Source organism: Dolichospermum sp. DET69, assembly GCA_017355425.1.
Lineage (GTDB): Bacteria > Cyanobacteriota > Cyanobacteriia > Cyanobacteriales > Nostocaceae > Dolichospermum.
The window spans coordinates 5,621,943-5,647,059 of sequence record CP070233.1 but is presented as its reverse complement, the minus strand read 5'-3'; the positions used below and the strand labels follow the sequence as shown (position 1 = coordinate 5,647,059).

Genomic DNA, 25,117 nt, shown 5'->3' with positions numbered 1-25,117 from the left:
TCTCCCATTTTAGAGATTTTGCCATGCTTCTAAACTCAATTTAGCTTGATGAATTACAATAGCGTGTAATGTGCCAATTGGAATATCTTTACTGTGCATTGGTAATACAACCATTCTGCCATCGGAATGTTCTAAAACTAAATGACTACCTTTTTGATGATTTTCTATAAATCCGGCTTTCTTTAATTTACGTAATGCTTTTTTAGGAGTAATAGCAGATAATTTATCACTCATGAAACTAACTCGACAATTAGAACTGTTCCAGAATTTTTCTTGATTTTGGGAATAGGTAAACCTTGTTTTTCTAATGCTTCTAAATAAGCTAATACTGCTTCAGTAACATTTTTTTCTGCTTCAGCAAAATCTTGACCAAAGGAAGAAATATAATTGAGTTGGGGTATGGTAGCAATTACCATGTTGCTATCAATATCAAAACTGTATTCTACGGGAAACTCTAGTCTATCCATGATTATATTACTCTTGGATCTGGTGGGAATTCAATTCTAACTTAATCATATCTTAGTCAATACTGTTCGGTTAAAGCTAAAAAACGAAAATACGTAGGTTGGGTTGAGGAACGAAACCCAACATTTACGGGCATTTGTTGGATTTCACTATCGTTCAACCCAACCTACAAAAATCCTTTAAAGTTAAGTTACTTATTACTTAATTCAATCTAAATTGTTTTCAAATCCTATACATTATATGAATAATCTACAAACCTACATCCAAGAAGTTACACAAATTTATCAACAACAAAATGCCACAGAACATACATATCGCCCAGCATTAAAGAAGTTAATAGATTCTTTAGATTCTCAAATTCAAGCTATTAATGAACCGAAAAGAATCGCTTGCGGTGCGCCAGATTTTGTGGTGAAAAATGGTATTTTGGAAGTTGGACATATTGAAGCTAAAGATATTGGTATTTCTCTCAAGAAAGTAGAAAAAACTGCCCAAATGGGGCGTTATTTTCAGGCTTTAGGTAATTTGATTTTAACTGATTATTTAGAATTTCGTTGGTATATTCAAGGAGAATTAAAATTATCTGCTTCTTTAGGAACAATTGATAAAAACAAAAAAATCAAAGTTGATAAGGAAGGAATACAAGAGGTTGACCAACTTTTACGGCAATTTTTATTAGCTAAAGTTCCCCAAGTCACCACACCGAAGGATTTAGCTAAACGTATGGCTAGTTTAGCGCAGTTAATGAGAGATGCTATCAAAAGTGCTTTACAGGATGTAGATAATGGGGGAATGTTACGTCAGCAGTTAGAGTCATTTCAACGAGTATTAATTAAGGATTTGACGGTAGAACAATTTGCAGATATGTACGCCCAAACTATTTGTTATGGATTATTTGCAGCCAGATGTAATACTGATAATCCTCATACTTTTTCGCGGGAAACAGCAGCTTTTAAATTACCAAAAACTAATCCATTTTTGAGGAGTATTTTTGGACAAATAGCCGGACCTGATTTAGATGATAGAATTAGTTGGGCTGTGGATAATTTAGCGAATATTCTGCAACAAACGGAAATGGCAGAAATTCTCCAAGATTTTGGTAAACGGACTCGCAGAGAAGATCCTGTTGTCCATTTTTATGAGACGTTTTTGGCAGAATATGATCCGAAAATGCGGGAATCAAGAGGGGTTTATTATACTCCTGAACCTGTGGTTGATTATATTGTTAAAAGTGTGGATTATATTCTCAAACATAAGTTTAATATTAGTAAAGGTTTAGCAGATTCTAAAAAAATTAAAATTCCTAATCCTAAAGGGGAAGGAACTATAGAAACCCATCAAGTTTTGATTTTAGATCCTGCGGTGGGAACAGGGACTTTTATGCACAGTGTGATTGATTTTATTTATGATAAGTTTAAATCTCAAAAAGGGATGTGGTCAAGTTATGTTAGTCAACATTTATTACCCCGTTTATTTGGGTTTGAATTGTTGATGGCACCTTATACTGTAGCACACATGAAACTGGGGTTACAGTTGCAAGAATTGGGTTATGATTTTAGTTCTGAGGAGCGGTTAAGGATTTATTTAACTAATACATTACAAGAAGCTTTTCAGATTCCTGCTGCTGATGGTTTTATGAATAGGATTCGAGATGAAGCAGAAGCAGCAAAGGATGTAAAACAAGATGTTCCTGTGATGGTGATTTTAGGAAATCCTCCTTATTCTTATGAATCTATAAATACTGACCCTTGGATTGTGGGATTAGTTAGAGATTATTATCAAGTGGACGGGAAACCTTTAGGAGAAAGAAACCCGAAAGGATTATTAGATGATTATGTAAAGTTTATCCGTTTTGCTCAACATCGAGTTTCGGAAACTGGTTATGGTATTGTGGCTTTAATTACGAATCATGGTTATTTAGATAATCCGACTTTTCGAGGTATGCGTCAAAATTTGATGCAAACTTTTGATGAAATTTATGTTTTAGATTTACATGGTAATAGTAAGAAAAAAGAAGTTTGTCCTGACGGTTCACAGGATAAAAATGTATTTGATATTCAGCAAGGTGTAGCAATTAGTATTTTTATTAAATATGAAAATAGTCAGCAAAAATTAGCATCTGTTTATCATGCTGATTTATGGGGTATGAGAGAGGTTTATGAAAATAAAGAGTTAGTTGGTGGTAAATATCATTGGTTATCGGAAAATGATATTAGTTCAACTGATTGGAAAATTTTAAATCCTCAAAAGGAATTTTATTTATTTAGTCCTCAGAATACCGATTTATTACCAGAATATGAACAGGGGTGGAAAATAACAGAAATTATGTTAACTAATTCTACAGGTGTAAAAACTCACAGAGATCATTTTGTCATCAGTTTTGATTCAGGAGATTTACAAAAAAGGATAGAAGATTTCAGGAATTTGGATATTAGGGATAAAGAAATTGAAGAAAAATATAATCTTAAAGATACGAGAGATTGGCAAATAAATCATACAAGAAAATCTTTATCTAAGAATAATGAGTGGAAAAAATATTTTACTAAATGTTTATATCGTCCTTTTGATTTTAGAGAATATTATCACCATCAAGATGTAGTCGAATTACCACGACAAGATGTAATACAGCATATAATTAATTGCGATAACTTAGGTTTAATAGCTACTCGTCAAATTACTAGCTTAACGTTTTCTCATATACTTTGTACCGAATATATAATTGAGATGAAAACTTGTTCTCATGATCGTGGAACAAACATTTTCCCTCTTTATCTTTACCCAACAAATACCCCAACTTTATTTGATTCTCCACCAACTAACGCACCTGGAGGACGTAAACCGAATTTATCCCCAGAATTTATTACTGAATTTTCCCAAAAACTAGGTTTAGAATTTATTTCTGATGGAAAAGGAGATAAAACTAAAACCTTTGCACCAGAGGATATTTTTAATTACATTTACGCTATCTTTCATTCTCCTAACTACCGTCAACGTTACGCCGAATTTTTAAAGATTGATTTTCCGCGTGTTCCCTTAACTTCCAATTCCGCGCTTTTTTGGGAGTTAGTAATCAAAGGTGATAAATTAGTTAAATATCATTTAATGAAAGAAACAGGAACAGAAATTTCTACTTATCCTATTCCTGGTTCTGATATTGTGGAACAAGTCAAATATAATGAAAATCATCAACAAATTTGGATAAATTCTGAACAATATTTTGATCAAGTTCCTCCGCAAATATGGAATTTTTATATTGGTGGTTATCAAGTTTGTCAAAAATGGCTGAAAGATAGAAAAGGAAGAGAATTGAATTTTGATGATATTAATCATTATCAAAATATTATTTCTATCATATCAGAGACGATTAAGATTATGGAAGATATTGATATAATTATTGAAAAATATGGCAGTTTTCCGTTAGAATAATAGTTAGCAACAAGATATGAAGACAGACACGATATTTTACACATTACTGCAAAATCTCCCCAGTGTGTTATTTGAACTGCTAGAACAGCCCCCCACACTAGCCTTACACTACGAATTTTCCTCTGTGGAAATCAAAGAATTAGCCCGACGGATAGATGGCTTATTTTTACCAAAACCAGAGTACCCACAAGACCCAATTTATTTTGTGGAAGTACAATTTCAAAGCGATGATAATTTATACTGGCGATTAATTACAGAAGCATTTCTTTACTTAAACCAATATAAACCTCAAAGAACATGGCAAGCTGTAGTATTGTGGGCAAATCGGGATCTTGATCCTGGTATACCCTTAGCATATCAAACTTTACTAAGTGCTGGGCTAATTCATGTCGTTTACTTAGATGAATTAACCGATACATCATCTTCAATTGGTTTAGGTATTATTAAATTAGTAGTTGTGCCTGAAAATGAGGCTATCCAACAAGCAAAAACTTTGATCAATTTGGTAGAAAAAGCAGATGCGGCCAAGAGTCGAAATCTTTTAGAATTAGTAGAAAGAATGCTGGTTTACAAATTTTCATCCTATAGCCGTCAGGAGTTAGAAGCAATGTTTGGATTAACAGAATGGCAGCAAACCCGATTTTATCAAGAAGTAAAAGAAGAGACGGAGTTAGAAACTAAGTTAACAACGATTCCTAGACTGTTAAATGAAGGGCTAACTGTAGAACAAATTGCTCGTATATTTGAGTTAGATATCGAAGTGGTGAAACAAGCAATCAAAAAGCAAAGTAGTAAATAGATATTTGATGAATATATATAGGGGCAATTAACTTGTTCCTATATCTAGATAGCGGGCAAGATGCCCGCACCACAAGAGTATTTATCCAGATTAATGACTGGGTAAATATTTTTTTGCTAGATTGTGCAATTTATTGTTTGCATATTCCTAGCGCAAAACTTTTTCTTTTGACCAAACTCCATTTTCATCTTCATCAAATCGCTTGTGAACTTCATCCCAAGCCATTTGTTCAGATGTAAGTTCGTCCATATTTTCATTTAGTGCAGTGTTATAACGTTGCATGAATACCCGCTGGGCTTCTGGGGAAAGATGGGTGCGAACTTCAGGAGATAAATCATCTGCACTGTTGCATTTTCCAGGACAAGGGTGAGGTAGTGTTTTTCCAATTGTATTAATTTCTTCACCACCTGCACTTTCTAAGATTAATTGAAATTCACCTGTGCGATCGCTTGGTACTTCTACCATGACTAAAAATTCACCAGCTTCTAAGCGGGTTTGATAGAGTGTAGCTTTATCTTCTGACATTCCCAAAGCCGTGAGAACTGAGACTAAACCTGCACCAGCACTACCAGCGAGCGCTCCACTTGCAGCCCCCAATAATATCGCCCCAATGGGACCTGCTGCCACAATTGGCCCAACAAAGGGAACAAACAATACACCTACACCTGTAAGTAAACTCAGGAAAGAACCAAACAAAGAACCAAAAATTGCTCCTGTTCGCAAACCTCCTAAAATTACATCTCGCTTCGTAATAAAACCAGAAATTCGCGTTTCTGACTGAAAATTTCGCCCCATTACTGAAATATTATCTTTGGGAACATTTCTATCTAGTAACCGCCGAATTACACTGTCAATTTGTTTCTCTTCTTTAAATACGGCGGAGATGGTACGCTCTGCTTGATATACTTCTGGCACTTTTTTAATCCTCATATTTTGTGTGGACAATTATCAATTACACACCGACCGGAACTTTGGTTTTTCCTGGTTGTTTTTTACCATCTGGTGCTACTGCTTCTCCTTCAATAAATGAGCGCAACATCCAAGCCATTTCTTCATGTCTTTCCATCAAACCAGTTAAAAAGTCAGCAGAACCCTGATCATGAAATTCTTCACTACACTGATCTATATGGTTTCTTAAGTTGCGAATAACCTGCTCATGATCTTCCACCAATTGAGTTACCATTCCCGTTGCTGTCGGAATTTCCCCGCTATGTTCTTTGAGGGTAGCAAGATTCAAAAATCCTTCCATTGTGCCAGTTGGATAACACCCCAAAGTCCGAATCCTTTCCGCGATTTTATCAATATTTTTTGTCAGTTCTTGATAGTGTTCTTCCCAAAGTTTGTGCAGGGTGCGAAACTGAGGACCGACAACATCCCAATGATACTTTTTCGTTTTCACTAGCAGTACATAAGCATCTGCTAAATCTTGATTTAATAAATTCATGACACCCTGGCGCTGTTCTTCTGTCAAACCAATGTTTATTTTATGTATGGTCATAATTGTTTATCCCGATTAGCACGTAAATAGCTTAATATAAGTTTTCTTAATATTGATATAATTAACATCAATCAAAGGTAAGATTAACGTTTCATTACTTTTATATATTTAGGAATATGTTGATTATTTTCTTTTATAATCAAGCCGACTGTGAAAATCGTTCATATCCCCAAATTCTTGAAGAAAATGGGGATATGGTGCTTATCTTTTATAAATGATATTTACTTTTTATTGCCTGTAATTTTTTCCAAGAAGCCTTCTACTTCCTCCGTTGCTGAAGTTGCACGTTGTGAATTTTCGGGATTCTTCATTTTATCAATATCAGCATCTCCCTGAACTTCATTAAGTCCTTTTTTTGTTTTTTCTTGAGTTTCTTTCAGTCCCAACGGCGCAGCTTTAGCGGCTTTATCTGTTTGGCGTTGGGTTTCTAATAGTTGTGTTGTTCCCTCCCTGGGGTTACTTTGATAACTACTGATAGCTAATGCCGGAAAAGCAGTAGTTAAAAATAGGAAGGCACAGGCAAAGACCACAAATAAAAGTCTGGATGCTAACTGTAATCTAGATATAGCAAAATCAAGAATTTTCATTTGATATTTTATGTTTATTTCTTGCTTCAATACTGCATGGTAATTGAATTAAACATTGATTGAATCAATCTTTAGAGATAATTGGTTTTTATTTGTAATTAGTTAATTTATGTAAAAATCAATCTTTGGAAAGAATATAAGAATAATGGAACGTGGATGTAGCTTGCTTCCCGAAGGGTACGCAGATAAACGCGGATAAAAGTGCGTTAATCAATGGATTTATGTAGAACATCAACTGATTCTAATTTATAATGATCTTGATTCTGACACTATTAAAAAAGCACGCCCATTTTTGTGTTTACGTTTTCAACTTCTATGAATTGACAGATAGTTCTTCCTTATCAAGTTTACCATAACAAATTTTTAACCGGATGTCAACCCCCTTATTCTTCTTTTTTGGCGTTAACACTAAGGGTATTATTGTATAATTTAATTGGTTATGGTAAGTTGCTTTCAAAAGTATTATTGTTTCTTTAGAGACTTTCAATTAAAAAAATATCCAAAATTTCTTGTGGTGCGGGCATCTGGTTCCCTAATAATACAGGGAGGGACCAGATGCCCATCCCACAAAATTGGATAGCGAAGCGCTGCTGCAAGCAGTTCATCTTTTTTGTGTAGTTCTCTTAGTATTTTATGTCAAAAGCGGGCAAGATGCCCGCACCACAAGAGTGGAATATTAAAAGGCTAAAAGGTTTACCTGATTAACTTTTAACTGGTGTACCGCAGGGATAAGTAGCGACTTTTTCTTTGGTACCCTCAACAGGCTGATCTTTAGCTGCTAGATAGTCTTTTTGCAATGTATCTAGTAAAGCCTCACGTCCATCATACAACCGCTTCAGGGGACGAGGTGGACATTGATTCAGGACATAAGCAGTCACCAAAGGCAAAGCAATTGTACTATCGGTATAACAAACAATGGCACTAGGTAACTCATCTGGATCAATTTTCCCCCAACTCACAGCTTCTGCGGGAGTCGCCCCAGACAAACCACCAGTATCAGGACGTGCGTCAGTAAACTGCACAAAGAAATCATGTCCCCGTTCTTCCAATCCTAAAACCTCGTGAAGTTGCGGTTGTGTTTGTAATAAAAAGTTTTTAGGACTACCACCACCAATAATTACCGCTGCACTTGTACCGTCGTTTTCTCTCGCCCCATACACAATCGCTGCTGTTTCATTTACGTCAATGGAGGGATCTATTACCAACTTTGAACCTTCTAAAGCCAAAGCAGCGACATTCATCCCTATGGAACTATCTCCAGGAGAAGAAGTATAAATAGGTACGCCACATTCATAAGCTGTCGCCAATAGACAGGAATTTTTGACACCCAATTGCTTTTCTATTTCCCAGACGCACTTACCCAGTAAATAATGAAATTCAGCCGTTCCCATGCGTTTTTGGAAAGGTTCTGCTTGGAGAACTTTACGAATAAAAGCGTCAGTTTCTAGCAGTACGTCGTAACCAAAAATAATGTCATAAATCCTGATTGTCCCTTCTTCTCGCAATTTGACATCATCTAAAAAGGGACTACCAGCAAATAGTTCAAAACCTAAACCATAGTGCATATCATGGTAAAGATTCGCACCAGTGCTAATCATCCAATCAATAAAACCATTGCGAATTAGGGGTGCAAGGGCAGAAACGCCAAAACCTGCGGGTGTCATAGCCCCGGAAAGGCTAACTCCCACAGTGACACCCTCTTGAAACACTTCCTGAGTCAGCAGTTGACAGGCTTCCCGCAACCGGGCTGAGTTGTAAGCGGTAAAATAGGTATCAATCAAGTCAACCACGCTAACATTGTTAGACATTGGGATAGGGGCAATTTTCTTACCTTGTTGTTGTGACATTTTTGGGAAATCCTGAATAGTAAATATGCCGAATACAATGTTATCGTATTCAAATGTACGGAAGTTACTAAAATATTTTGTAGCGATATAAATTAGTGGTAATGCTCAATGGAATAATTTAAGTGATTACTAAATAGCAATTAGCGATCGCTCTTTTCGGTTTACAATAAGATTATTCCAGAGGATTAAGTCAGAAACCGATGCCAACCATCACAGATATTTCCACTTTGATTGTTAGCACACCAGATACTTGTGGTGGTCGTCCGCGAATTGCTGACACTCGCATTACTGTTCAGTATATTATGAATGAGATTAAATCTGGTATGACTCCAGAAGAAATTATGGAAGATAAACCTTATTTGACAATTGCAGGTATTTACACTGCGTTGGCTTATTATTATGCTAATAAGGAATCACTAGATATTGAATTCACTCGATATCAAGAAGAATGTCAACGATTTGAAGTAGAATATAAAACAAATTATTAAGATCGCAGCTAACAGAATTTATATGATTTCTGGTTTATCATGACTAATGAATTTGTCGAAGCAGAGAAATTATACTTCATTCTCTTAGTCTTAACAGTTATTTATCAACAGGGTTTATGAAAAACGACACTCCAGAAGAATTAAACACAGATCAAGAAATTTCTCGGTTAATTGATGAGGTAATATCATCATCTCAACCTGATGATAAGTCTGATGATAAGTATCGTCAAAAAATGCAGCGACGGAAAGAAGTCCAAGATCAACGCATAGCTAAAGCCATACCCGAAAAAGGCTTAATTATTGTCAATACTGGTCATGGTAAAGGTAAAACTACTGCGGCTTTGGGAATGGTTTTGCGATCGCTTGGACATGGATATAAAGTAGCAATAGTTCAATTTATCAAAGGCTCATGGGAACCAGCAGAGAAACGCGCTTTTAGTCATTGGGAAAACCAACTAGAATTTCACGCAATGGGTGAAGGTTTTACATGGGAAACCCAAGATCGTGATCGTGATCTCGATAAAGCTGCTGCTGCTTGGGAAAAATCCCTAGAATTTATCAAAAACCCCGATTTTAAATTAGTTCTTTTAGATGAAATTAATATTGCTCTCAAACTGGGTTATTTACAAGTTGAAGAAGTATTAGCAGGTTTAGCCGAAAAACCAGCAGACAAGCACGTAATTCTCACGGGAAGAGGCGCACCACCACCACTAATTGAAAAGGCAGATTTAGTCACGGAAATGACATTAGTTAAGCATCCTTTTAAGGATCAAGGTGTGAAAGCTCAAGCGGGAATTGAGTATTAATGGGATTTGTAAATATTCAAAAACCTTTAGCCATTGGATAGGAAATAATTGCTTTATCTTCTGTCATCATCATTAAATCATGCTCTAAAGATTGACAAATTAAAAGACGATCAAAGGGATCATGATGTCAGGGTGGTAGTTTGGCTAATTGAGCAATCGTAGTTTCATTAATAGATAAGCTAGAAATTAAATGCTTTTCACGTTGTTTGGGAAGATAAGTATCAGGAGATTCTGGTAAAGTTAATTTTCCTAATTGATATTTAATCATTGCTTCCCAAACTGAAACTACACTCAAATAAATTTCATTATCTGCATCACTAATAGAATCACAATATTTTTGTGATAGTCGGTTATTATTAGTAATAAACCACAGAAAAATATGAGTATCTAACAGTAGTTTCATGGACTTTCAAACAGATTAATAATCTCTTCAGGAAGAGGATCATTAAAATCATCAGGAACAACAAATTCACCTGCACATAGACCAATAGGACGAGGCTTTTTTCAGAGATTGATTTATCACAATTGGTTCATTCGCTTGAGTAATAATCAAGCTATTACCTTCTTGAATGAGTTTGATAAATCCTGATAGATTTCGTTCAATATCATTGTTAACAAAGAATACTTTGTCCATCCTTATTATAGATGTTTTAAACTATATTGGCAATCTTGTAAAAGCTTACCTAACACCATTAGCGTCCTGTTTACACATTTGCAATATTTCTCTATCATTAGGACTCAAAAAATTTAATTGATGATAGTCTTGCAAACTGATTGAGTGAGCATAACTTGTTGATTCATCATCACTGATTTTAGGTATTGTGCTACTTGTAGAAACCTCAATTGCACCGACTTCACCGGGGGAACTCTTCACCGTCATTGCTAATTCTCCTGACTCAGCCAAAGTTCCTTGAAAACAACTAAATTCGGATTGAGGAACATATAAAGCCCCAATGATTTTACTTTGCTGTTTTTGAAAGAGAATGTAACCTTGTCCTAATTGATTTGGTGTTGCTGATTGTCCATAAAGATAAATCCCATCTTGTTCTGGAAATTCAACTTTTCCTTTTTTACCTAGTTCTCTTGTATTTGTAGCTAATGTGGTGATATTTTTTGTCAATTTATCAGTAGATACCTGATAATAACTATTAACTGGTGATTGTTGAATACTTTTCTGTTTTATCTCTTGGACTAGTGATAAAAGAGCCGGATCAGATTTAATCTGACTTTGATGGTGAGGTACTACATAATTAGCAGCCATAGCTGTTGATGAGAGGAGTTTGTAATGTTGTTGACTAGAATAATTAATACCTAAAACACCAATAGAAATAATCAAGCCAACGACGGGAAATTGAAATTTACTGGAAGTCATTAATTTGGAAATATGATTAAGCACCGGATTTCTCCCGCAATAAAGTTAAGTATGGTTGTTTCCTGGATTCCTGCAATAATAACTAAATAGTAATTACAGAAGATTCCCTCAAAAGTTTTATCTATATATTTAATTTCAAATTCAGCAAAAACTCTCTGTTTATGTGATTTTAGGGAATAATTGCAGATTATCATTAGTTAATAAATTTATACTTCACATAACAAAATCATCCAATTGGGGGATGTAAAATAAAGATTAAAAATTTTTATACTTTGTCATCGTGATTAGAAGACTCCACAAAAAAGATTATCCAATCTTGTGGGATGGGCATCTGGTTCCCTCCTGATATTATTAGCAGGCAAGACTTGTACTGAGCTTGTCGAAGTATGCCTGCACCACAAGAAATTTTGGGATATTTTTTTATTTGGAAGTCTCTTATGTGCATTTTTGGGATATATCTAATCTGTTTAATTTTGGTGTGGAACTAAAAGTACATACAACTGCTAATTCACCGATTTCGCAAAATAAATTAAAAACCCTTCCTGCTTTCTCCCCAAAAAAAATTGCCCCCTGTTTTGGACTCAGGAGGCGCATCACCGAGGGAGATGCTTTGAGATACAATGTTGCGCGTTAGCATTTCTAGCTGGCGATGTATTCTTTGACATTAGCTCGACGGCGACGTAAATGTGCAAGAGCTTGATGTTCTAGTTGACGGACTCGTTCCCGGCTGAGGTTTAACCGTTCACCGACTTTTGCCAAAGACAGTTCATTTCCATCTTCTAACCCAAAACGTAAGGCTACAACTTGGCGCTGTTGAGGTGTGAGTTCTGCAAGCAGACTATTCAAATCTTGACGTAAGAATTCCTGAGTAGTGTAATACTCTGGTGATGGCCCATCATCTTCCAGCATTTCTTGCAACTCAGTATCCTGGTTCTCACCGACACGCACATCTAGAGAGACTGGTTGACGAGCCATATTCAGATATTCACGAATCTGAGCAGGTTCTAACTCTAATTCTTTGGCGATTTCCGTAGGTGAGGGTGATCTTCCTAACTTTTGGGCTAATTCCCGTTGAACTTTTTTAATTTTGTTCAATTTCTCGGTAATATGAATTGGTAAGCGGATTGTTCGGCCTTGTTGGGCGATCGCTCTGGTAATTGCTTGACGAATCCACCAGTAAGCATAGGTTGAGAACTTATAACCCCGCATAGGATCAAATTTCTCCACACCCCGTTCTAAGCCCAAAGTTCCTTCCTGAATTAAATCCAGAAACTCCATATTGCGCTTTTGATATTTTTTCGCAATAGCTACAACCAAGCGTAAATTCGCTTCAATCATTTTTTGCTTGGCTCGTTTACCTTGCGTCATCAAATGATTTAGTTCTGTTTCGGATTGCTCAACACGGGCAGCCCATTCTGATAGACTAGGTTCATGATCAATTTCTTTGCTTAAAGCTTCTTTAGCTTCTAGCAGTGCCATCATTTGCTGTACTTGTTTACCGTAAATAATCTCTTGCTCACGGCTTAACAAGGGTACACGGCCAATTTCCCGCAGATAGGTTCGCACCATATCCGCTGTGAATTTGGCATTGACATTTTCTGTATGATTTTTAGCTGTAGGCATTGGCGCTTTTCCTCTACTCCTTAAACATAATCAATATTTTTTTAACAAAGGCAATTCGGAAGCCTAACAATATACATTACTGGATATAAAAAGCTACCATCAATAATTACATTGATCAAGCCTTTATTAAGGTGTTGGTACTCTAAAAATATGTCTCCTTATCTTTCCTTAATTTTGGAGTTTTAGCAAAAGTACATTGGACTGTTTTCTAGAATTGTTTTTTTTATTTATCTAGTAGTCGGTTTAAAAAAACGGAGTCAGTATGAGTTTACTTTGGTTTTATGTTACGACAAACAGAGCGAATAGTAAAGTTCCCAGATGATAAATATTTCAGTAATCAATCTAAAAAGTTGATAACTATTTTTCTTTAACTTCCAAAAAACTGTGCTGGTATATTCATAGTGACGCGAAAGAACCCTCTCAAGTTGCTTTCAAGTAGCCGGATAACCGAACTTGAGTTACTTGTAAAAGGAGGGATGTTACGAAGTTGACGGTTGACGGTTGTTTATTGAACTAAAATCCTAAGTCTGCTTTTGCTAGTTCAGCAGCGGTGAATACTTCCTCATCTGACTTTTCTTCCCAAGCGATAGCACCAATTTCGGCGTAAAAGGTGGAATCATAGGGACGGGTACGCACAACCACCGGCATAGGAACAGCATGACCTAAAATTAGAGCCTGTTGCTTAGAGTCTAACTTAGCTAAGACTGAGCGTAAACCACCCGCACCAGATACACCAGTAAAAATAGCATCAATATCCTTCTCGTCATTTAGCAAAGCCGTAATGCGAGTACCGATCTGGGACATAACCTCATTATCTATCCCCGATGGACGTTGATCAACTACCAAAAGTGTGACAAAATATTTTCGCAGTTCCCTAGCAATAGTTCCAAAAATTGTACTTTGTACTACTCCTGGGTCAAGAAAGCGGTGTGCTTCCTCGATTGTAATCATTAATGGTGTGGGACGATCTAAAGGATTTTTGCTTTGGAGAAATTTATCGGCTTTTTTGACATAATGCTCATGTATCCGTCTGGTGATCATATTTGTTACCAACATATATGAAAGCATATTTGACTGGGAACCAAATTCAATAACTACGTTTTTTCCAGCTTCCAGACATTGGACAATATTTTTAATATAATTTTGCGGACAAGCGCTCCGCATATATTTTAAATTATCTAAACGTAATAGTTTACGCTGTAATGCCATGATTGAGCCTTTGTGTCCTCGCTTTTCGTCACAAAACATCTCAATATCTTCGTTACTCATATTTAGTAACTTAATAATCCAAGATTTACCTAATTCACTAAATAGAATATTGGCATTATCTAAAGCCGCTTCTGAAAGTCCTAAATCACGATTACATAATTTAATATCTTCAACTTCAATTTGTTCATAACTAAGATAGAGTTCTTGCGCGTCCCTAACTCCTCGCCGCTTAGTTGAATCTGGATCAAGTGTGTATACTTCTACTTGTCCGGGAAATAACTGTTTTAAGCCTTTAACAGTGCTGACGTTTTTTCCTTCTGCGACCGCTTCCCAACCATATTCTGAGTGCATATCAAAAATCAAGTTGACAGCAGCATTTTTGCGAATTACACCAGCTAAAATTAAGCGAGTCAGGAAAGATTTACCAGTCCCAGATTTACCAAAAATCCCGTTACTTCGTTCGACAAAGCGGTTTAAATCAATACAAATCGGCACATCCATATCTAATGGTTTACCGATAGAAAAGTTGTTGCGTTGAGGATCATCTTCCCAACCAAACACTTTACGGAAATCCTCTTCCTTGGCTTCGTAAACTTGGCTGAAGTGACTAGGAATAGTTTTAACAGGCAATAATTCCATCGTCGTACTAGTTTGGGGTTGAAAGGAGGCTAAACCCGTAGACGATGGTATAAAAGAATTAGGGGATTTACCATTGCTGGAAAAACCAGATTCTTGAGATTCAGGGGTAAACATCAACATGGGTGCTAGGTTGATCATCCCATAAGTACCGCTACCAGCTAAGACTTCGCGCAAAAAACTATCTTCCCAATTGGGAGGACTAGCTGTAATGCGGTCATTTGCCATTCCTAAGGATACATCTGTTAGCATACAGAAAAAACGCGATCGCATTCCCTGTACCACGAGAAATTTACCCACCCGCATATCTTCGACAGAAATGTCTGGGTGTAATCTGACTTCCAAACCTCCAGTCAGAGAACCTTGAATAACTGAACCTAATGGTTGTCCCAAATTCATGTTAATTTTGTCATTAGTTATTTGTCATTGGTCATTTGTCATTGGTCATTTGTCATTTGTCCGTTCTTCAATGACTAAGAACTAAGAACTAATGACTAATAACTTAATCAATTTGAATGCTTGTGGGTGCATTTCCTGTTGGTGGTGTGATTCCTGGTAATGGTTTCCTAAATTGTGAGTAGATGCGATCGCGCCAGGCGAAAAATGCTTCATACTCAGGATTATTAATTATGCTAGATAACCCCTTTCCTCTGAGAGATACTGGTAAATCTAAGTAAGCGCCATCAGGAAACTTCAAAAGTATTGACAAACTAGCTACCGTTAGATCAGCTAACGTTGGTTCATCACCTGTTAAATAAGGACTACCTACCAACAATTGGGTAATAATGTCTAAATCTTGTTTTAAGCTGCTAATAGCCGCATTTACCGCATCGGGCGTAAAACCTACACCAAAACCGAGCGCAGACAGAAAATCACCAGGAACACCTTCTACAAAACTTTTGAGAATATCTGGAGTAGAAACTGGTAACAACGACTTACGGAAATTCTGATCTTGACTAATGGCTGCAAATAGAGCCTTTCTACCTTTAACACCTATTGACTCATCTGCCCAATCTTCTAATAATAAAGTCAAAGCGCGTTTTTTGGGATCTGTTGGTATCAGTGGCCGATCTGGGTATTCTGAATCTAAATACTTAGCGATTTCTGTAGAATCAGCAATATATCTATTACCATCTTTTAGCACTGGGACTTGTTTCTGTCCAGTCATCCGAAATAATTCTAACTGTCCAATTCCTGGTGCAACTTCAATTTTGCGATACTCTAGCCCTTTATAATCGAGAATGAGTCGGACTTTTTCGGAAAATTGAGATAGTTCCCACTGATATAGTTCTAGCATATTGTATATTTTGCACCTTGCTTGGTTGTCAATTTTATGATTGTATCTTTAATTCTTAGCATTTTTCCGATTAATTTACCATTTTTTGGGTTGAGTTGCTGCCAATCAAGTTAAAAATTACTCTAATTTCTGTCCTAATTAACTAGGATTTTTCTACCAATAGATAGATTGATTTAGCACTACAAAAGATGTTTTGTATTTTTAAAATAATTTATAGGACTTATGCACGGTGCAAACCCAGTCTCAATTTTGTTTTTTTTATGCCTTTATGACGCACATGATCTGTGGCGTGGGTTTTCTAGCGAACAAATAAGGATGTATAACAAATAAAATCAATACCCGTATTTAGTATTTTTAGTCAATTTAGCCAATGTACAAATTATAATTTATCATAAAACTGCGAGACTTTACAAATATTCTGACTACTGATTCCTAAATTCTTCGATAGTGTTACCTAATTTTTGATAAAGCTCTTGTTCACTAAGTAAATAAATTTTTTTATTTGGCAAAATGTTATAAATCTTGATATAACTTGTATGCAATCAGTACAAACAAAATTTATGAAGGCTAATTACAGCAAATTATTGACCAGAATCACTGCCATCATGGGATTAATTAGTATCAGTCTTTTGACTGCTATCCCATCTCCAGCCAAAGAAGTCCGCAATACTAAGCCAAGTATTTTCAACGAACCGCCTTACAATCGTAGCAAAAAACCTAGTGAAACTCCACCTGTCACCAAACCCACGGAGTCAGAAACAGAAGTTCCCCCTATTCAATCCACCCCAACAACACCCATAACTGAAACAAAAGAAACCAGAAACATAGTAGATTTGGCTCAAGCTAATGGATCTTTTAAGACCCTTCTCAAAGCCTTAGATGCAGCGGGACTTACAAAAACTTTACAAGGGACTGGTCCTTTTACCATTTTTGCCCCCACAGATGAAGCATTCAAAAAACTACCACAAGACGCATTACGAGAGTTGTTAAAGCCAGAAAATAAGGAAGTATTAGTGAAAGTTCTAACATATCATGTAGTCCCTGGTAAGGTACTTTCAAGTGATTTAAAATCTGGGGAAGTAAAAAGCCTACAAGGAGACCCTATTACTGTCAAAGTTGATAGTAATGGTGTTCTAGTCAATGATGCAAAGGTAACTAAGGCAGATATTCAGGGTGGTAACGGAGTTATCCATCAAATTGATGTATTGATTCTGCCTCCTAGTTTGTAGGTTTTTGGTATTTGATTGGTAAAAATCTGAATATCGAAGTCCCCAAATTCTCTAAAAATTGAGAATTTTACTATATAAAAAAACTCAGTTTAAACATTATATTTAGACTGAGTTTTTTAATTAGACATTTTCAGCAAACCGTGTAGAGACGTTCCATGGAACGTCTCTACAAAGTTCTCCTAAAATACTTAAAACCATGATTATTCTCCTAATGGGATATCGCTGTCTTTATGTCTTTAACAGTCGTTCCATTAACCCTATGTCCACACTGATTTATTCCAAGTCTGAACTATGATTTGTCTGATTTATTTGATTTAGATGATTGTCTGAACTATGATTTATGTGATTTATTTGATTTAGATGATTGTCTGAACTATGATTTATGTGATTTATTTGATTTAGATGATTGTCTGAACTATGATTTATGTGATTTATTTGATTTAGATGATTGTCTGAACTATGATTTATGTGATTTATTTGATTTAGATGATTGTCTGAACTATGATTTATGTGATTTATTTGATTTAGATGATTGTCTGAACTATGATTTATGTGATTTATTTGATTTAGATGATTGTCTGAACTATGATTTATGTGATTTATTTGATTTAGATGATTGTCTGAACTATGATTTATGTGATTTATTTGATTTAGATGATTGTCTGAACTATGATTTATGTGATTTATTTGATTTAGATGATTGTCTGAACTATGATTTATGTGATTTATTTGATTTAGATGATTGTCTGAACTATGATTTATGTGATTTATTTGATTTATTTGATTGTCTGAACTATGATTTATGTGATTTATTTGATTTAGATGATTGTCTGAACTATGATTTATGTGATTTATTTGATTTAGATGATTGTCTGAACTATGATTTATGTGATTTATTTGATTTAGATGATTGTCTGAACTATGATTTATGTGATTTATTTGATTTAGATGATTGTCTGAACTATGATTTATGTGATTTATTTGATTTAGATGATTGTCTGAACTATGATTTATGTGATTTATTTGATTTATTTGATTGTCTGAACTATGATTTATGTGATTTATTTGATTTAGATGATTGTCTGATTTGTTGCCGCTAAAATCATCAAAATCATCAAAATCCCAAAAATCACAGTTCAGACTCAATAATTACGTTAAAGTAAAGATAAATTAAGAAAGTGCTGTCAAATAAATGGCTGCTCCAAGTTTAGAAGTAATTTCGGCTCAGTTAGAAAGTCCCAATTTGCGCGATCGCATGATAGCTCTTGCTAGTTTGCGTCATATACCTGCTGCTGATGCAGTTCCTTTAATTAAAAAGGTGTTAGATGATGAATCCCTGCAACTGCGCTCAATGGCCATATTTGCTCTCGGCATCAAAAAAACCCCAGACTGCTATCCTATTCTGGTAAAAATTTTAGAAACAGATCCAGATTATGGTATCCGTGCTGACGCTGCTGGGGCGTTGGGATATCTGGAGGATAATAGAGCCGTGGAAGTGTTATCACGGGCATTTTATGAAGATACAGATTGGCTAGTTAGGTTTAGTGCTGCTGTGTCTTTAGGTAATATTAAAGACCCTCGCGCCCATGATATTCTGATCCAGGCGTTAGATAGTAAAGAAATAGTCATCCAACAAGCAGCTATTTCGGCTTTGGGAGAAATCCGTGATCTAGATTCTGTAACACATATTCTGCGTTTTGCTCAATCAGAGGATTGGTTAGTGCGGCAACGTCTAGCGGAAGCTTTAGGCAATTTACCGACTCCTAAAAGTGTCTCAGCTTTAAAATATCTAGAGAAAGATAGTCATAACAACGTTGCCCAAGCAGCGAGGATTTCTCTGCAAAGACTAGAAGAAAGCAACAACCTCAGTTGAATTTAAAGTCGCTTCCTAGTTTTTAATAATAAAAGAGATATTGTGATGCAGGACAACTTCATTTATGAATATTGAGGAATTTTTTGAATTAAGTGCTGGTAAATGGTTTTCCCATCGGACTAGTCACCATTTAGCGTTTAAGCAGTCAGAGGACGGCAAATCAGACATCGTGATTGAGATGTTAGCGGCTGATCATCCAGAAGTCATTAAACTGTGTCAACAGTATGAAATTGAGCCTAATACAGCTTCCTGCGGGGCGCGAGTTACCTGGAATGGCACAATGGAATGGGACGAGGAAAAACATGAAGGTTCTACTGTTTTAGCCACAGTACCCAATACAGATAACCCAGATGAAGGTAAGTTACTCCGGGAAATGGGTTATGCCGAAAAAGCCCCCGTTGCTGGTAGCTATAAAATCGGTAATGATGGGGCTTTAACGCTGATTACTGAGTATGAAACCATGTGGTCTGAAGAAAGACTATGGTTTGCCAGTCCTAATTTGCGGATGCGGGTAAGTGTTCTTAAACGGTTTGGTGGCTTTAGTATGGCTTCCTTTACTTCCGAAATTCGGATGGGTAGCACAGAGGCTTCTAAAAAGGCCACGGAAGCCGCTAATTAATAGTAGGGTGGGCAATGCCCACCTATGGACATATTTACTAATAATTAAACGCGGATAAACGCAGATGAACGCAGATAGAATATTCCTGTATGAATTTAACTAATCTGAAGATCACAAAAATGGTAAATAAGCTCTTTCTCGTTTTTAAATCTGCAACAAATTAGCTAAAAATTGGGGTAATGGTAAAACAATCAACAATAATAAAGCCATTGATATTAATCCCATAAAATCCCGTTTATTATCTAATTCTGTGACATCGTTTAAAGCAGGTTCATCAACTAACGGCACAAATAATAAAATAATTGCCCACAATAAAAATTCTTCTCTGATAAACGAAAGCATTAGTAATAATAATCTGGCAATTTGACCAATGATTACAGCGGTACGTTGTCCAAACATAGCATGAACAATGTGACCCCCATCTAGTTGTCCCACGGGCATCAAATTCAAAGCTGTGACAATTAATCCTAAGAAACCTGCTACAGCAACTGGATGTAAATCAATGGCAGATTTTGCAGTTAATTCACTTCCTAAAGCTAATTTTGCCAGTAAAGCTAATAAAACCGAATATTTAGGATTAAGGGCATTGGGATTTAACATTCCGGTTTTTTCCGGTAAAGCTACTATTTCCGAATGAGCTAAACCCCAGATTAATAAAGGTATAGTGGCAATAAATCCTGCCAGGGGGCCAGCAATACTCACATCAAATAAGGCTTTGCGGTGAGGTATGGGACTCTGCATTTTAATAAATGCACCAAATGTTCCTAAGAAAAAAGGTATAGGAATAAAATAAGGTAATGTGGCGCGAATTTTATAGAATCTTGCTGTTAAATAATGACCTAGTTCATGAGTCCCTAATATGGTCATTAACCCTAAAGCATAAGGTAAACCCTGAAAAAATAATGTGAAATCTGATTCTAATTGTGTGATGTTAAAACCCGCGATTTTTAACCCGACAAAGGTAGTGCTGAATAAAGTGGCTACTAACAATATCAGTGCTAAACCAGGTTGAGTAATATTTTCGGCATCCCTTTGATTATTTTGTCTAACTGCTTGAGGATTGGGAACTAAAACAAAGAAGGGTTTACTATTCATTCCTTCTTGAAATATGACTAAAAAGCGATCGCCAAATTGGCTTTCAATATTAGCTTTAATTTGCTCATAAGCAGCACTAGCCATAGTTCGTAAATGTCCCCGACAAATTACTGATTGGGGACGATACTCTATCTTTTGAACGTAATATACAGACCAGGGAAAACAATTTCGCAGTTGGGTCTCTTCTGCTGAGTCAATGGGGCGGACTGATGCCGTTTCTACTGTAGAATTATTATTTGATTGTTCTTGATTTTCTGCCAATTGATTTTGTGGATCTACGGGTAATTGCCGTCCCCTATTAAACAATAACCAATATAATATTAAACAACCCGCTGACACCCAAAGAATTAACGCTGAAGGGGGTGTTTGTTTGATACCATATACCAGCGTCCAACCAGTTAATATAAATGCAGGTGTCATTAAAACCAGCCACAATAACCATACAGGGGTTCTTGTAGCCCGTGCAACACTGTACTGCATCATTAAATAAGTCAATGACCCCAAAAGGAGGAGAAACCAAAATGCCATATTATTTTCACTATCTTTGATAGAATGCCTTACCTATAATTTCTGTTACAGACTTTGATCACAAACAAGACTGCACGCCTTGATTTCTCAATCACATTTTACAGTCATAGTAAATACACTGTAACCTGATTGTTCACCACTCCTACAGTTTTCTTTTTTGCATTTATGTCTTCTTTTGCTCAAGAGTCCAGTCATAAGACTAAACAACCACGTTCCATATTTCCACAAAGCACGTCAATACAGGGAAACTCCCAGACTTTGACAACCAGCAGTATTTCTGCCTTTCCACCTAATCGGGACACTTTAGGAGCAACATCTTACTTCATTGTCACAAATGAAGGGAATATCCTGATAGATTGCCCAGCTTTAGAACAAATAAACCAGGATTTTTTGTCCTTGCATGGGGGAGTTAGGTGGTTTTTTATCAGTCATCGTGGTGCTATTGGCAAAGCCGCAGAATATCAGCAAATCTTAAATTGCGAAATCCTGATTCAAGAACAAGAAGCTTATTTATTGCCTGGTTTAACCGTTACCACTTTTACTGACGAGTTCACTCTTAATGACACAACACAAATTATTTGGACACCAGGCCATTCTCCAGGCTCTTCTTGTTTATACTATCGTGAATTTGACGGCGTGTTATTTTCTGGAAGGCATTTACTCCCTAACCAGCATGGCGAACCTGTGCCACTACGCACTTCTAAAACTTTTCATTGGCCACGACAACTCAAAAGCGTTCAATTATTAAGCGATCGCTTTACACCACACACTTTAACTTATTTATGCCCCGGTGCTAATACAGGCTACCTTCGAGGTAAACCCTGTATAGATCAAGTTTACCAAAAAATTACAAACTTGAATTTAGCAGCTTTACGGGAAATCCAAAACAAGTAGGGGCGCAGGGCTTGCGCCCACCTGAGTTCGGTGTAAGAAAATCAGCTATAAATGAGTCTTCAAAAGGTTTAGAGGCTTTTAGCTAGAGAGACTATATTCTCAATAAATCTTAATTGTTGAGAATAACTGGAAAACCGAGCTAAAAGTAAATTTTCATAACACCTCTCGGTAAGTGGGAAACGAGCGTGTCTTTAGACCTTGCTCAACAAACATTGAAGCTGAAGAAACACCGATTGAGACTAAAGCCGAAAGTGCTATTAGTATTGATTTGGGACTTGATAATCTAGCGACTTGTATTGATACCAATGGGGCATCCTTTATTTTGGATGGTAAACCACTGTATTGAGCATCGCATTGATAAGCTGGTAGTTGGCTTCAATATTGAGATGAAGCAATCTATTAATATTGGTTCTCGCAATAATCAGAACTTCGTGTAGATTCCCCACAGCAGCTTTAGATTTAAACTGAAAGCTCTCTGTGAGCGATACGGAATCAAATACGTGGAGCAGGAAGAATCTTAAGATTAAGCGCGATCGCCCGCTTCTCCTCTTTCCGAGCATCTCTTTCGATCGAACGATAAACAGTGGATTCCTGCATGATGTCTCTCCGTTCAAAGTCGGATAGAATTCTTCCTTGGTTTTATCCAGAATTTTTCTGTATAACGGTACAATTGAACGCACTTTATTAATCTAACCTACAAGCGATTCCTAGGTCGCGCTTCGCTATCGCACTTTATCAATCTAAACTACAAGCGATTCCTGCGGAGCGCTTCGCTATCGCACTTTCTGCACTAATCGCACAAATCGGCGAAGAATCGAAAACATAAAATTATGATGGTAAAATTTTAAATCCTGCTTGACGAAAATGATTATCTAAGGTCAAGGCTGTAGAAATTTTTCGATCTTGCATTACAACAAAGGATAAACAATCTGTGAGAGAGTAAGACTTATCCTGATATTTTTGAAAATATTCCCATCCTTGGTTGAATAAAACCTGATCTATCTCGACTAATTCTATGTCTGGACTCTCTAGTAACTGATTACCAATTTCAACAGCTTTATGATGAAGATTTCGGCTATTTAAAAAAGTGACTATTTCATCAAAAACATAAGTTGTCGTGACTAAAATGGGTTTTGAAATCGCTAAAGTAGACCAGTTTTGTATTACTTGGTGATGAGCATATTCATTTTTTATCTCTAAAGCTAGAATATAGCTTGTATCTAAAAAATGTATGTTTTTCATTTGTTATACAAATAATGATCATGATTAACCGCTCCATCTTGTACATCACATTCTACAGGATTTTTGCCTAAGTCCCAGATTGACGATGATTTTTTGATCCGAGTAATTATCAGCTTTTCGTGGTCTGCAATAATTTCAAATTCTTGAGCTTCCCCTAATAGTTCTTTAGGGATAAATAAGCCTTGTTCAGTTGCTTTTAACCTCATGTTTAATTACCTAGTAGATTTTGTAGATATATGATAATTCTAGCGTGTTATTGAGTTTTTCGCACTTGCTCAATCCAACCTACAAGCGATAGCGTTCAAGCGATAGCGTTCAAGCGATCGAATTGCCTCTTTACTTGAAATTCGTGGCAGCTTAGGCATAACTAATCTCAATACTAGTCACAAATCTCGGAGATGTTTCTGGTAAAGAAAATTCCTCTAGGTAAAGCCGTGTGGCTTCTTTCAAACCAGCGATCGCCTGCTCAATCGTTTCCCCTTGATCTACTGTGCCAACTTCTGGACATTCAGCAATGTAAACATCATCTTCTTTGTACAAAATAACTGTAAAGATGCGATTTTTCATCGTGTCTTATCCTCTAAAGCTTGCTTTGAAAAGCATAACATCACTGTTCCCTATCGCACTTTATCAATCTAACCTATTCGCACTTTCGTCAATAAATAGCGATTCCTAGGTCGCGCTTCGCTATCGCACTTTGTCAATTTCTCACGCTGCTTTCGCTAGTGGCATGAATATTTCAACGGATTCAAACGGTACAGATATTTTGTCTTCTTCTGTCCGTTCAATTAATCCCAGTTCTTCCAGGCGATTTACGTCTGTGTGTACGTTTGAATAGTTTCTTTCGGCTGTTTTTGCCAGCGCGTAAATACTGCATGGCTCTATTTTGCTTAAAGTATCAAGCAAATCAAGTCTAGCAGGTGTTAGCTCGCTAAAAAGTGATTTTGCAGATTCAAATGAAAGTCTAAAATTTACTGGCTTTCCAATTTCGGAGTCTTTAATTTGTTGACGAGCGGCTCGGATTGCAGAACCACCCTTGGCTACTTCAATAATTGCTTTCATGATTCACTCCAGGTTTCAATGTCTTTTTCAAAATCGTCAAGCAATTTATCAATGCTTGTGAATTTGTAATCTATTTCGTGTGAGTTTATATGTTTATGATCTCCTTTTTGTGCGTTCGTTGTCATATCGAATTCTACATTTTCCATTCTGCCCGTAAAATAATCTGTATTTGTATTTATGTGTGCTTGGTGCTGTTGGTTCTGGTAATTCCCATATAACAACTTCGACGATTGATCCGTCGTCATGAACTTCTTTTGCTTTGGCGATTAGAGTGGCCTTCATATATTGCATTGTAGCAATATATTTAACGTAATAGCTTTACATATACAGAGAACTCCCAAATAATTACCCCTCTCATCATAAATTTCAATATCCTCATCACCTGCGTACGAAAAGGATACTGCATCTACTGGTATCGGTATCATTCCGTTGAGAGTGCAAATACCATCATGCTCAGAAAACTGAGTTATATCATAGCGAAGATCACTATCATCAAGTTCTTTTAAATCATCATATTTCATA

Annotated in this window: 25 protein-coding genes and 2 pseudogenes; 10 read left to right on the top strand and 17 right to left on the bottom strand. The window is 36.3% G+C overall.

All coding sequences use genetic code 11. The annotated features are described in order from the left end of the window. Positions 1–9: 9 nt before the first annotated feature. Both EZY12_25945 and EZY12_25940 read right to left on the bottom strand, forming a co-directional pair. Positions 10–234 (bottom strand): type II toxin-antitoxin system HicA family toxin, encoded by a 225-nt coding sequence (locus tag EZY12_25945; GenBank protein ID QSX68016.1) that lies wholly within the window; start codon positions 232–234, stop codon positions 10–12. Then, positions 231–467 carry a type II toxin-antitoxin system HicB family antitoxin gene (locus tag EZY12_25940; GenBank protein ID QSX68015.1) on the bottom strand — a complete coding sequence of 79 codons (237 nt, stop codon included), beginning with the start codon at positions 465–467 and terminating at the stop codon, positions 231–233. Before EZY12_25940 ends, EZY12_25945 begins: the two co-directional genes overlap by 4 nt. Before the next feature lie 238 nt (positions 468–705). Here EZY12_25940 and EZY12_25935 point away from each other — a divergent pair, with 238 nt between their 5' ends. Both EZY12_25935 and EZY12_25930 read left to right on the top strand, forming a co-directional pair. Beyond that, the gene (locus EZY12_25935; GenBank protein QSX68014.1) at positions 706–3,891 is read left to right on the top strand and encodes an N-6 DNA methylase; all 3,186 of its coding nucleotides are present in this window, start codon (positions 706–708) and stop codon (positions 3,889–3,891) included. A gap of 16 nt (positions 3,892–3,907) precedes the next feature. Then, a complete protein-coding gene (locus EZY12_25930; protein QSX68013.1) occupies positions 3,908–4,690 on the top strand; it encodes an Rpn family recombination-promoting nuclease/putative transposase in 783 nt (260 codons plus the stop codon). Positions 4,691–4,837: 147 nt separating this feature from the next. On the opposite strand, the gene EZY12_25925 is transcribed toward EZY12_25930, so the two are convergent. From EZY12_25925 to EZY12_25910, 4 genes are all read right to left on the bottom strand, one after another. Then, positions 4,838–5,605, bottom strand: a complete 768-nt coding sequence (locus EZY12_25925; GenBank protein ID QSX68012.1) for a ChaB family protein — start codon at positions 5,603–5,605, stop codon at positions 4,838–4,840. A gap of 37 nt (positions 5,606–5,642) precedes the next feature. Continuing rightward, positions 5,643–6,182 carry a DNA starvation/stationary phase protection protein gene (locus tag EZY12_25920; GenBank protein QSX70840.1) on the bottom strand — a complete coding sequence of 180 codons (540 nt, stop codon included), beginning with the start codon at positions 6,180–6,182 and terminating at the stop codon, positions 5,643–5,645. Between the two features lie 227 nt (positions 6,183–6,409). Beyond that, positions 6,410–6,775 (bottom strand): hypothetical protein, encoded by a 366-nt coding sequence (locus tag EZY12_25915; GenBank protein ID QSX68011.1) that lies wholly within the window; start codon positions 6,773–6,775, stop codon positions 6,410–6,412. A gap of 701 nt (positions 6,776–7,476) precedes the next feature. Beyond that, the gene (locus tag EZY12_25910; GenBank protein ID QSX68010.1) at positions 7,477–8,622 is read right to left on the bottom strand and encodes a deoxyhypusine synthase; all 1,146 of its coding nucleotides are present in this window, start codon (positions 8,620–8,622) and stop codon (positions 7,477–7,479) included. A 200-nt stretch (positions 8,623–8,822) separates the two neighbouring features. On the opposite strand from EZY12_25910, the gene EZY12_25905 reads away from it, so the two are divergent. Together EZY12_25905 and cobO are read left to right on the top strand one after the other, a co-directional pair. Further along, on the top strand, positions 8,823–9,110 hold the full coding sequence (locus tag EZY12_25905; protein ID QSX68009.1) for a DUF433 domain-containing protein: 288 nt from the start codon (positions 8,823–8,825) through the stop codon (positions 9,108–9,110). Between the two features lie 116 nt (positions 9,111–9,226). After that, positions 9,227–9,916: a cob(I)yrinic acid a,c-diamide adenosyltransferase gene (cobO, locus tag EZY12_25900; GenBank protein QSX68008.1), complete on the top strand. Its 690-nt coding sequence runs from the start codon at positions 9,227–9,229 to the stop codon at positions 9,914–9,916. Between the two features lie 16 nt (positions 9,917–9,932). Here cobO and EZY12_25895 read toward each other — a convergent pair. From EZY12_25895 to EZY12_25875, 5 genes and pseudogenes are all read right to left on the bottom strand, one after another. Next, positions 9,933–10,319, bottom strand: a pseudogene (locus EZY12_25895) (type II toxin-antitoxin system VapC family toxin). Positions 10,320–10,595: 276 nt separating this feature from the next. After that, positions 10,596–11,312, bottom strand: coding sequence for a hypothetical protein (locus tag EZY12_25890; protein QSX68007.1), 717 nt, complete (start codon positions 11,310–11,312; stop codon positions 10,596–10,598). Between the two features lie 615 nt (positions 11,313–11,927). Then, positions 11,928–12,911 carry an RNA polymerase sigma factor, RpoD/SigA family gene (locus EZY12_25885; protein QSX68006.1) on the bottom strand — a complete coding sequence of 328 codons (984 nt, stop codon included), beginning with the start codon at positions 12,909–12,911 and terminating at the stop codon, positions 11,928–11,930. A gap of 513 nt (positions 12,912–13,424) precedes the next feature. Beyond that, positions 13,425–15,155 carry an ATP-binding protein gene (locus EZY12_25880; GenBank protein QSX68005.1) on the bottom strand — a complete coding sequence of 577 codons (1,731 nt, stop codon included), beginning with the start codon at positions 15,153–15,155 and terminating at the stop codon, positions 13,425–13,427. 103 nt (positions 15,156–15,258) lie between these two features. Continuing rightward, positions 15,259–16,053, bottom strand: coding sequence for a glutathione S-transferase family protein (locus EZY12_25875; protein QSX68004.1), 795 nt, complete (start codon positions 16,051–16,053; stop codon positions 15,259–15,261). Between the two features lie 560 nt (positions 16,054–16,613). On the opposite strand from EZY12_25875, the gene EZY12_25870 reads away from it, so the two are divergent. From EZY12_25870 to EZY12_25855, 4 genes are all read left to right on the top strand, one after another. Beyond that, positions 16,614–17,282: a fasciclin domain-containing protein gene (locus EZY12_25870; protein ID QSX68003.1), complete on the top strand. Its 669-nt coding sequence runs from the start codon at positions 16,614–16,616 to the stop codon at positions 17,280–17,282. A gap of 296 nt (positions 17,283–17,578) precedes the next feature. After that, a complete protein-coding gene (locus tag EZY12_25865) occupies positions 17,579–18,382 on the top strand; it encodes a hypothetical protein (protein ID QSX68002.1) in 804 nt (267 codons plus the stop codon). Between the two features lie 92 nt (positions 18,383–18,474). Further along, positions 18,475–19,155: a HEAT repeat domain-containing protein gene (locus EZY12_25860; GenBank protein ID QSX68001.1), complete on the top strand. Its 681-nt coding sequence runs from the start codon at positions 18,475–18,477 to the stop codon at positions 19,153–19,155. Positions 19,156–19,219: 64 nt separating this feature from the next. Continuing rightward, on the top strand, positions 19,220–19,774 hold the full coding sequence (locus tag EZY12_25855) for a phycobiliprotein lyase (protein ID QSX68000.1): 555 nt from the start codon (positions 19,220–19,222) through the stop codon (positions 19,772–19,774). Between the two features lie 144 nt (positions 19,775–19,918). Here the strand turns inward: EZY12_25855 and EZY12_25850 are convergent, their stop codons facing one another. Next, positions 19,919–21,397 carry a site-2 protease family protein gene (locus EZY12_25850; protein ID QSX67999.1) on the bottom strand — a complete coding sequence of 493 codons (1,479 nt, stop codon included), beginning with the start codon at positions 21,395–21,397 and terminating at the stop codon, positions 19,919–19,921. A 165-nt stretch (positions 21,398–21,562) separates the two neighbouring features. Between EZY12_25850 and EZY12_25845 the strand changes: the two genes are divergently transcribed. Together EZY12_25845 and EZY12_25840 are read left to right on the top strand one after the other, a co-directional pair. Beyond that, positions 21,563–22,291 carry an MBL fold metallo-hydrolase gene (locus EZY12_25845; protein ID QSX67998.1) on the top strand — a complete coding sequence of 243 codons (729 nt, stop codon included), beginning with the start codon at positions 21,563–21,565 and terminating at the stop codon, positions 22,289–22,291. A 214-nt stretch (positions 22,292–22,505) separates the two neighbouring features. Next, positions 22,506–22,809 (top strand): annotated as a pseudogene (locus EZY12_25840) (transposase). A 310-nt stretch (positions 22,810–23,119) separates the two neighbouring features. Here the strand turns inward: EZY12_25840 and EZY12_25835 are convergent. From EZY12_25835 to EZY12_25815, 5 genes are all read right to left on the bottom strand, one after another. Next, complete coding sequence (locus EZY12_25835) at positions 23,120–23,533, bottom strand: PIN domain-containing protein (protein QSX67997.1); 414 nt, start codon at positions 23,531–23,533, stop codon at positions 23,120–23,122. Beyond that, positions 23,530–23,739 (bottom strand): hypothetical protein, encoded by a 210-nt coding sequence (locus tag EZY12_25830; GenBank protein QSX67996.1) that lies wholly within the window; start codon positions 23,737–23,739, stop codon positions 23,530–23,532. The genes EZY12_25835 and EZY12_25830 overlap by 4 nt, the downstream gene beginning before the upstream one ends. 151 nt (positions 23,740–23,890) lie before the next feature. After that, entirely contained in the window at positions 23,891–24,100 is a 210-nt protein-coding gene (locus EZY12_25825) for a type II toxin-antitoxin system HicB family antitoxin (protein QSX67995.1), read from the bottom strand. A 141-nt stretch (positions 24,101–24,241) separates the two neighbouring features. Next, positions 24,242–24,595: a MarR family transcriptional regulator gene (locus tag EZY12_25820; protein QSX67994.1), complete on the bottom strand. Its 354-nt coding sequence runs from the start codon at positions 24,593–24,595 to the stop codon at positions 24,242–24,244. A 278-nt stretch (positions 24,596–24,873) separates the two neighbouring features. Continuing rightward, entirely contained in the window at positions 24,874–25,116 is a 243-nt protein-coding gene (locus EZY12_25815) for a hypothetical protein (GenBank protein ID QSX67993.1), read from the bottom strand. Between the last annotated feature and the right edge of the window lies 1 nt (position 25,117).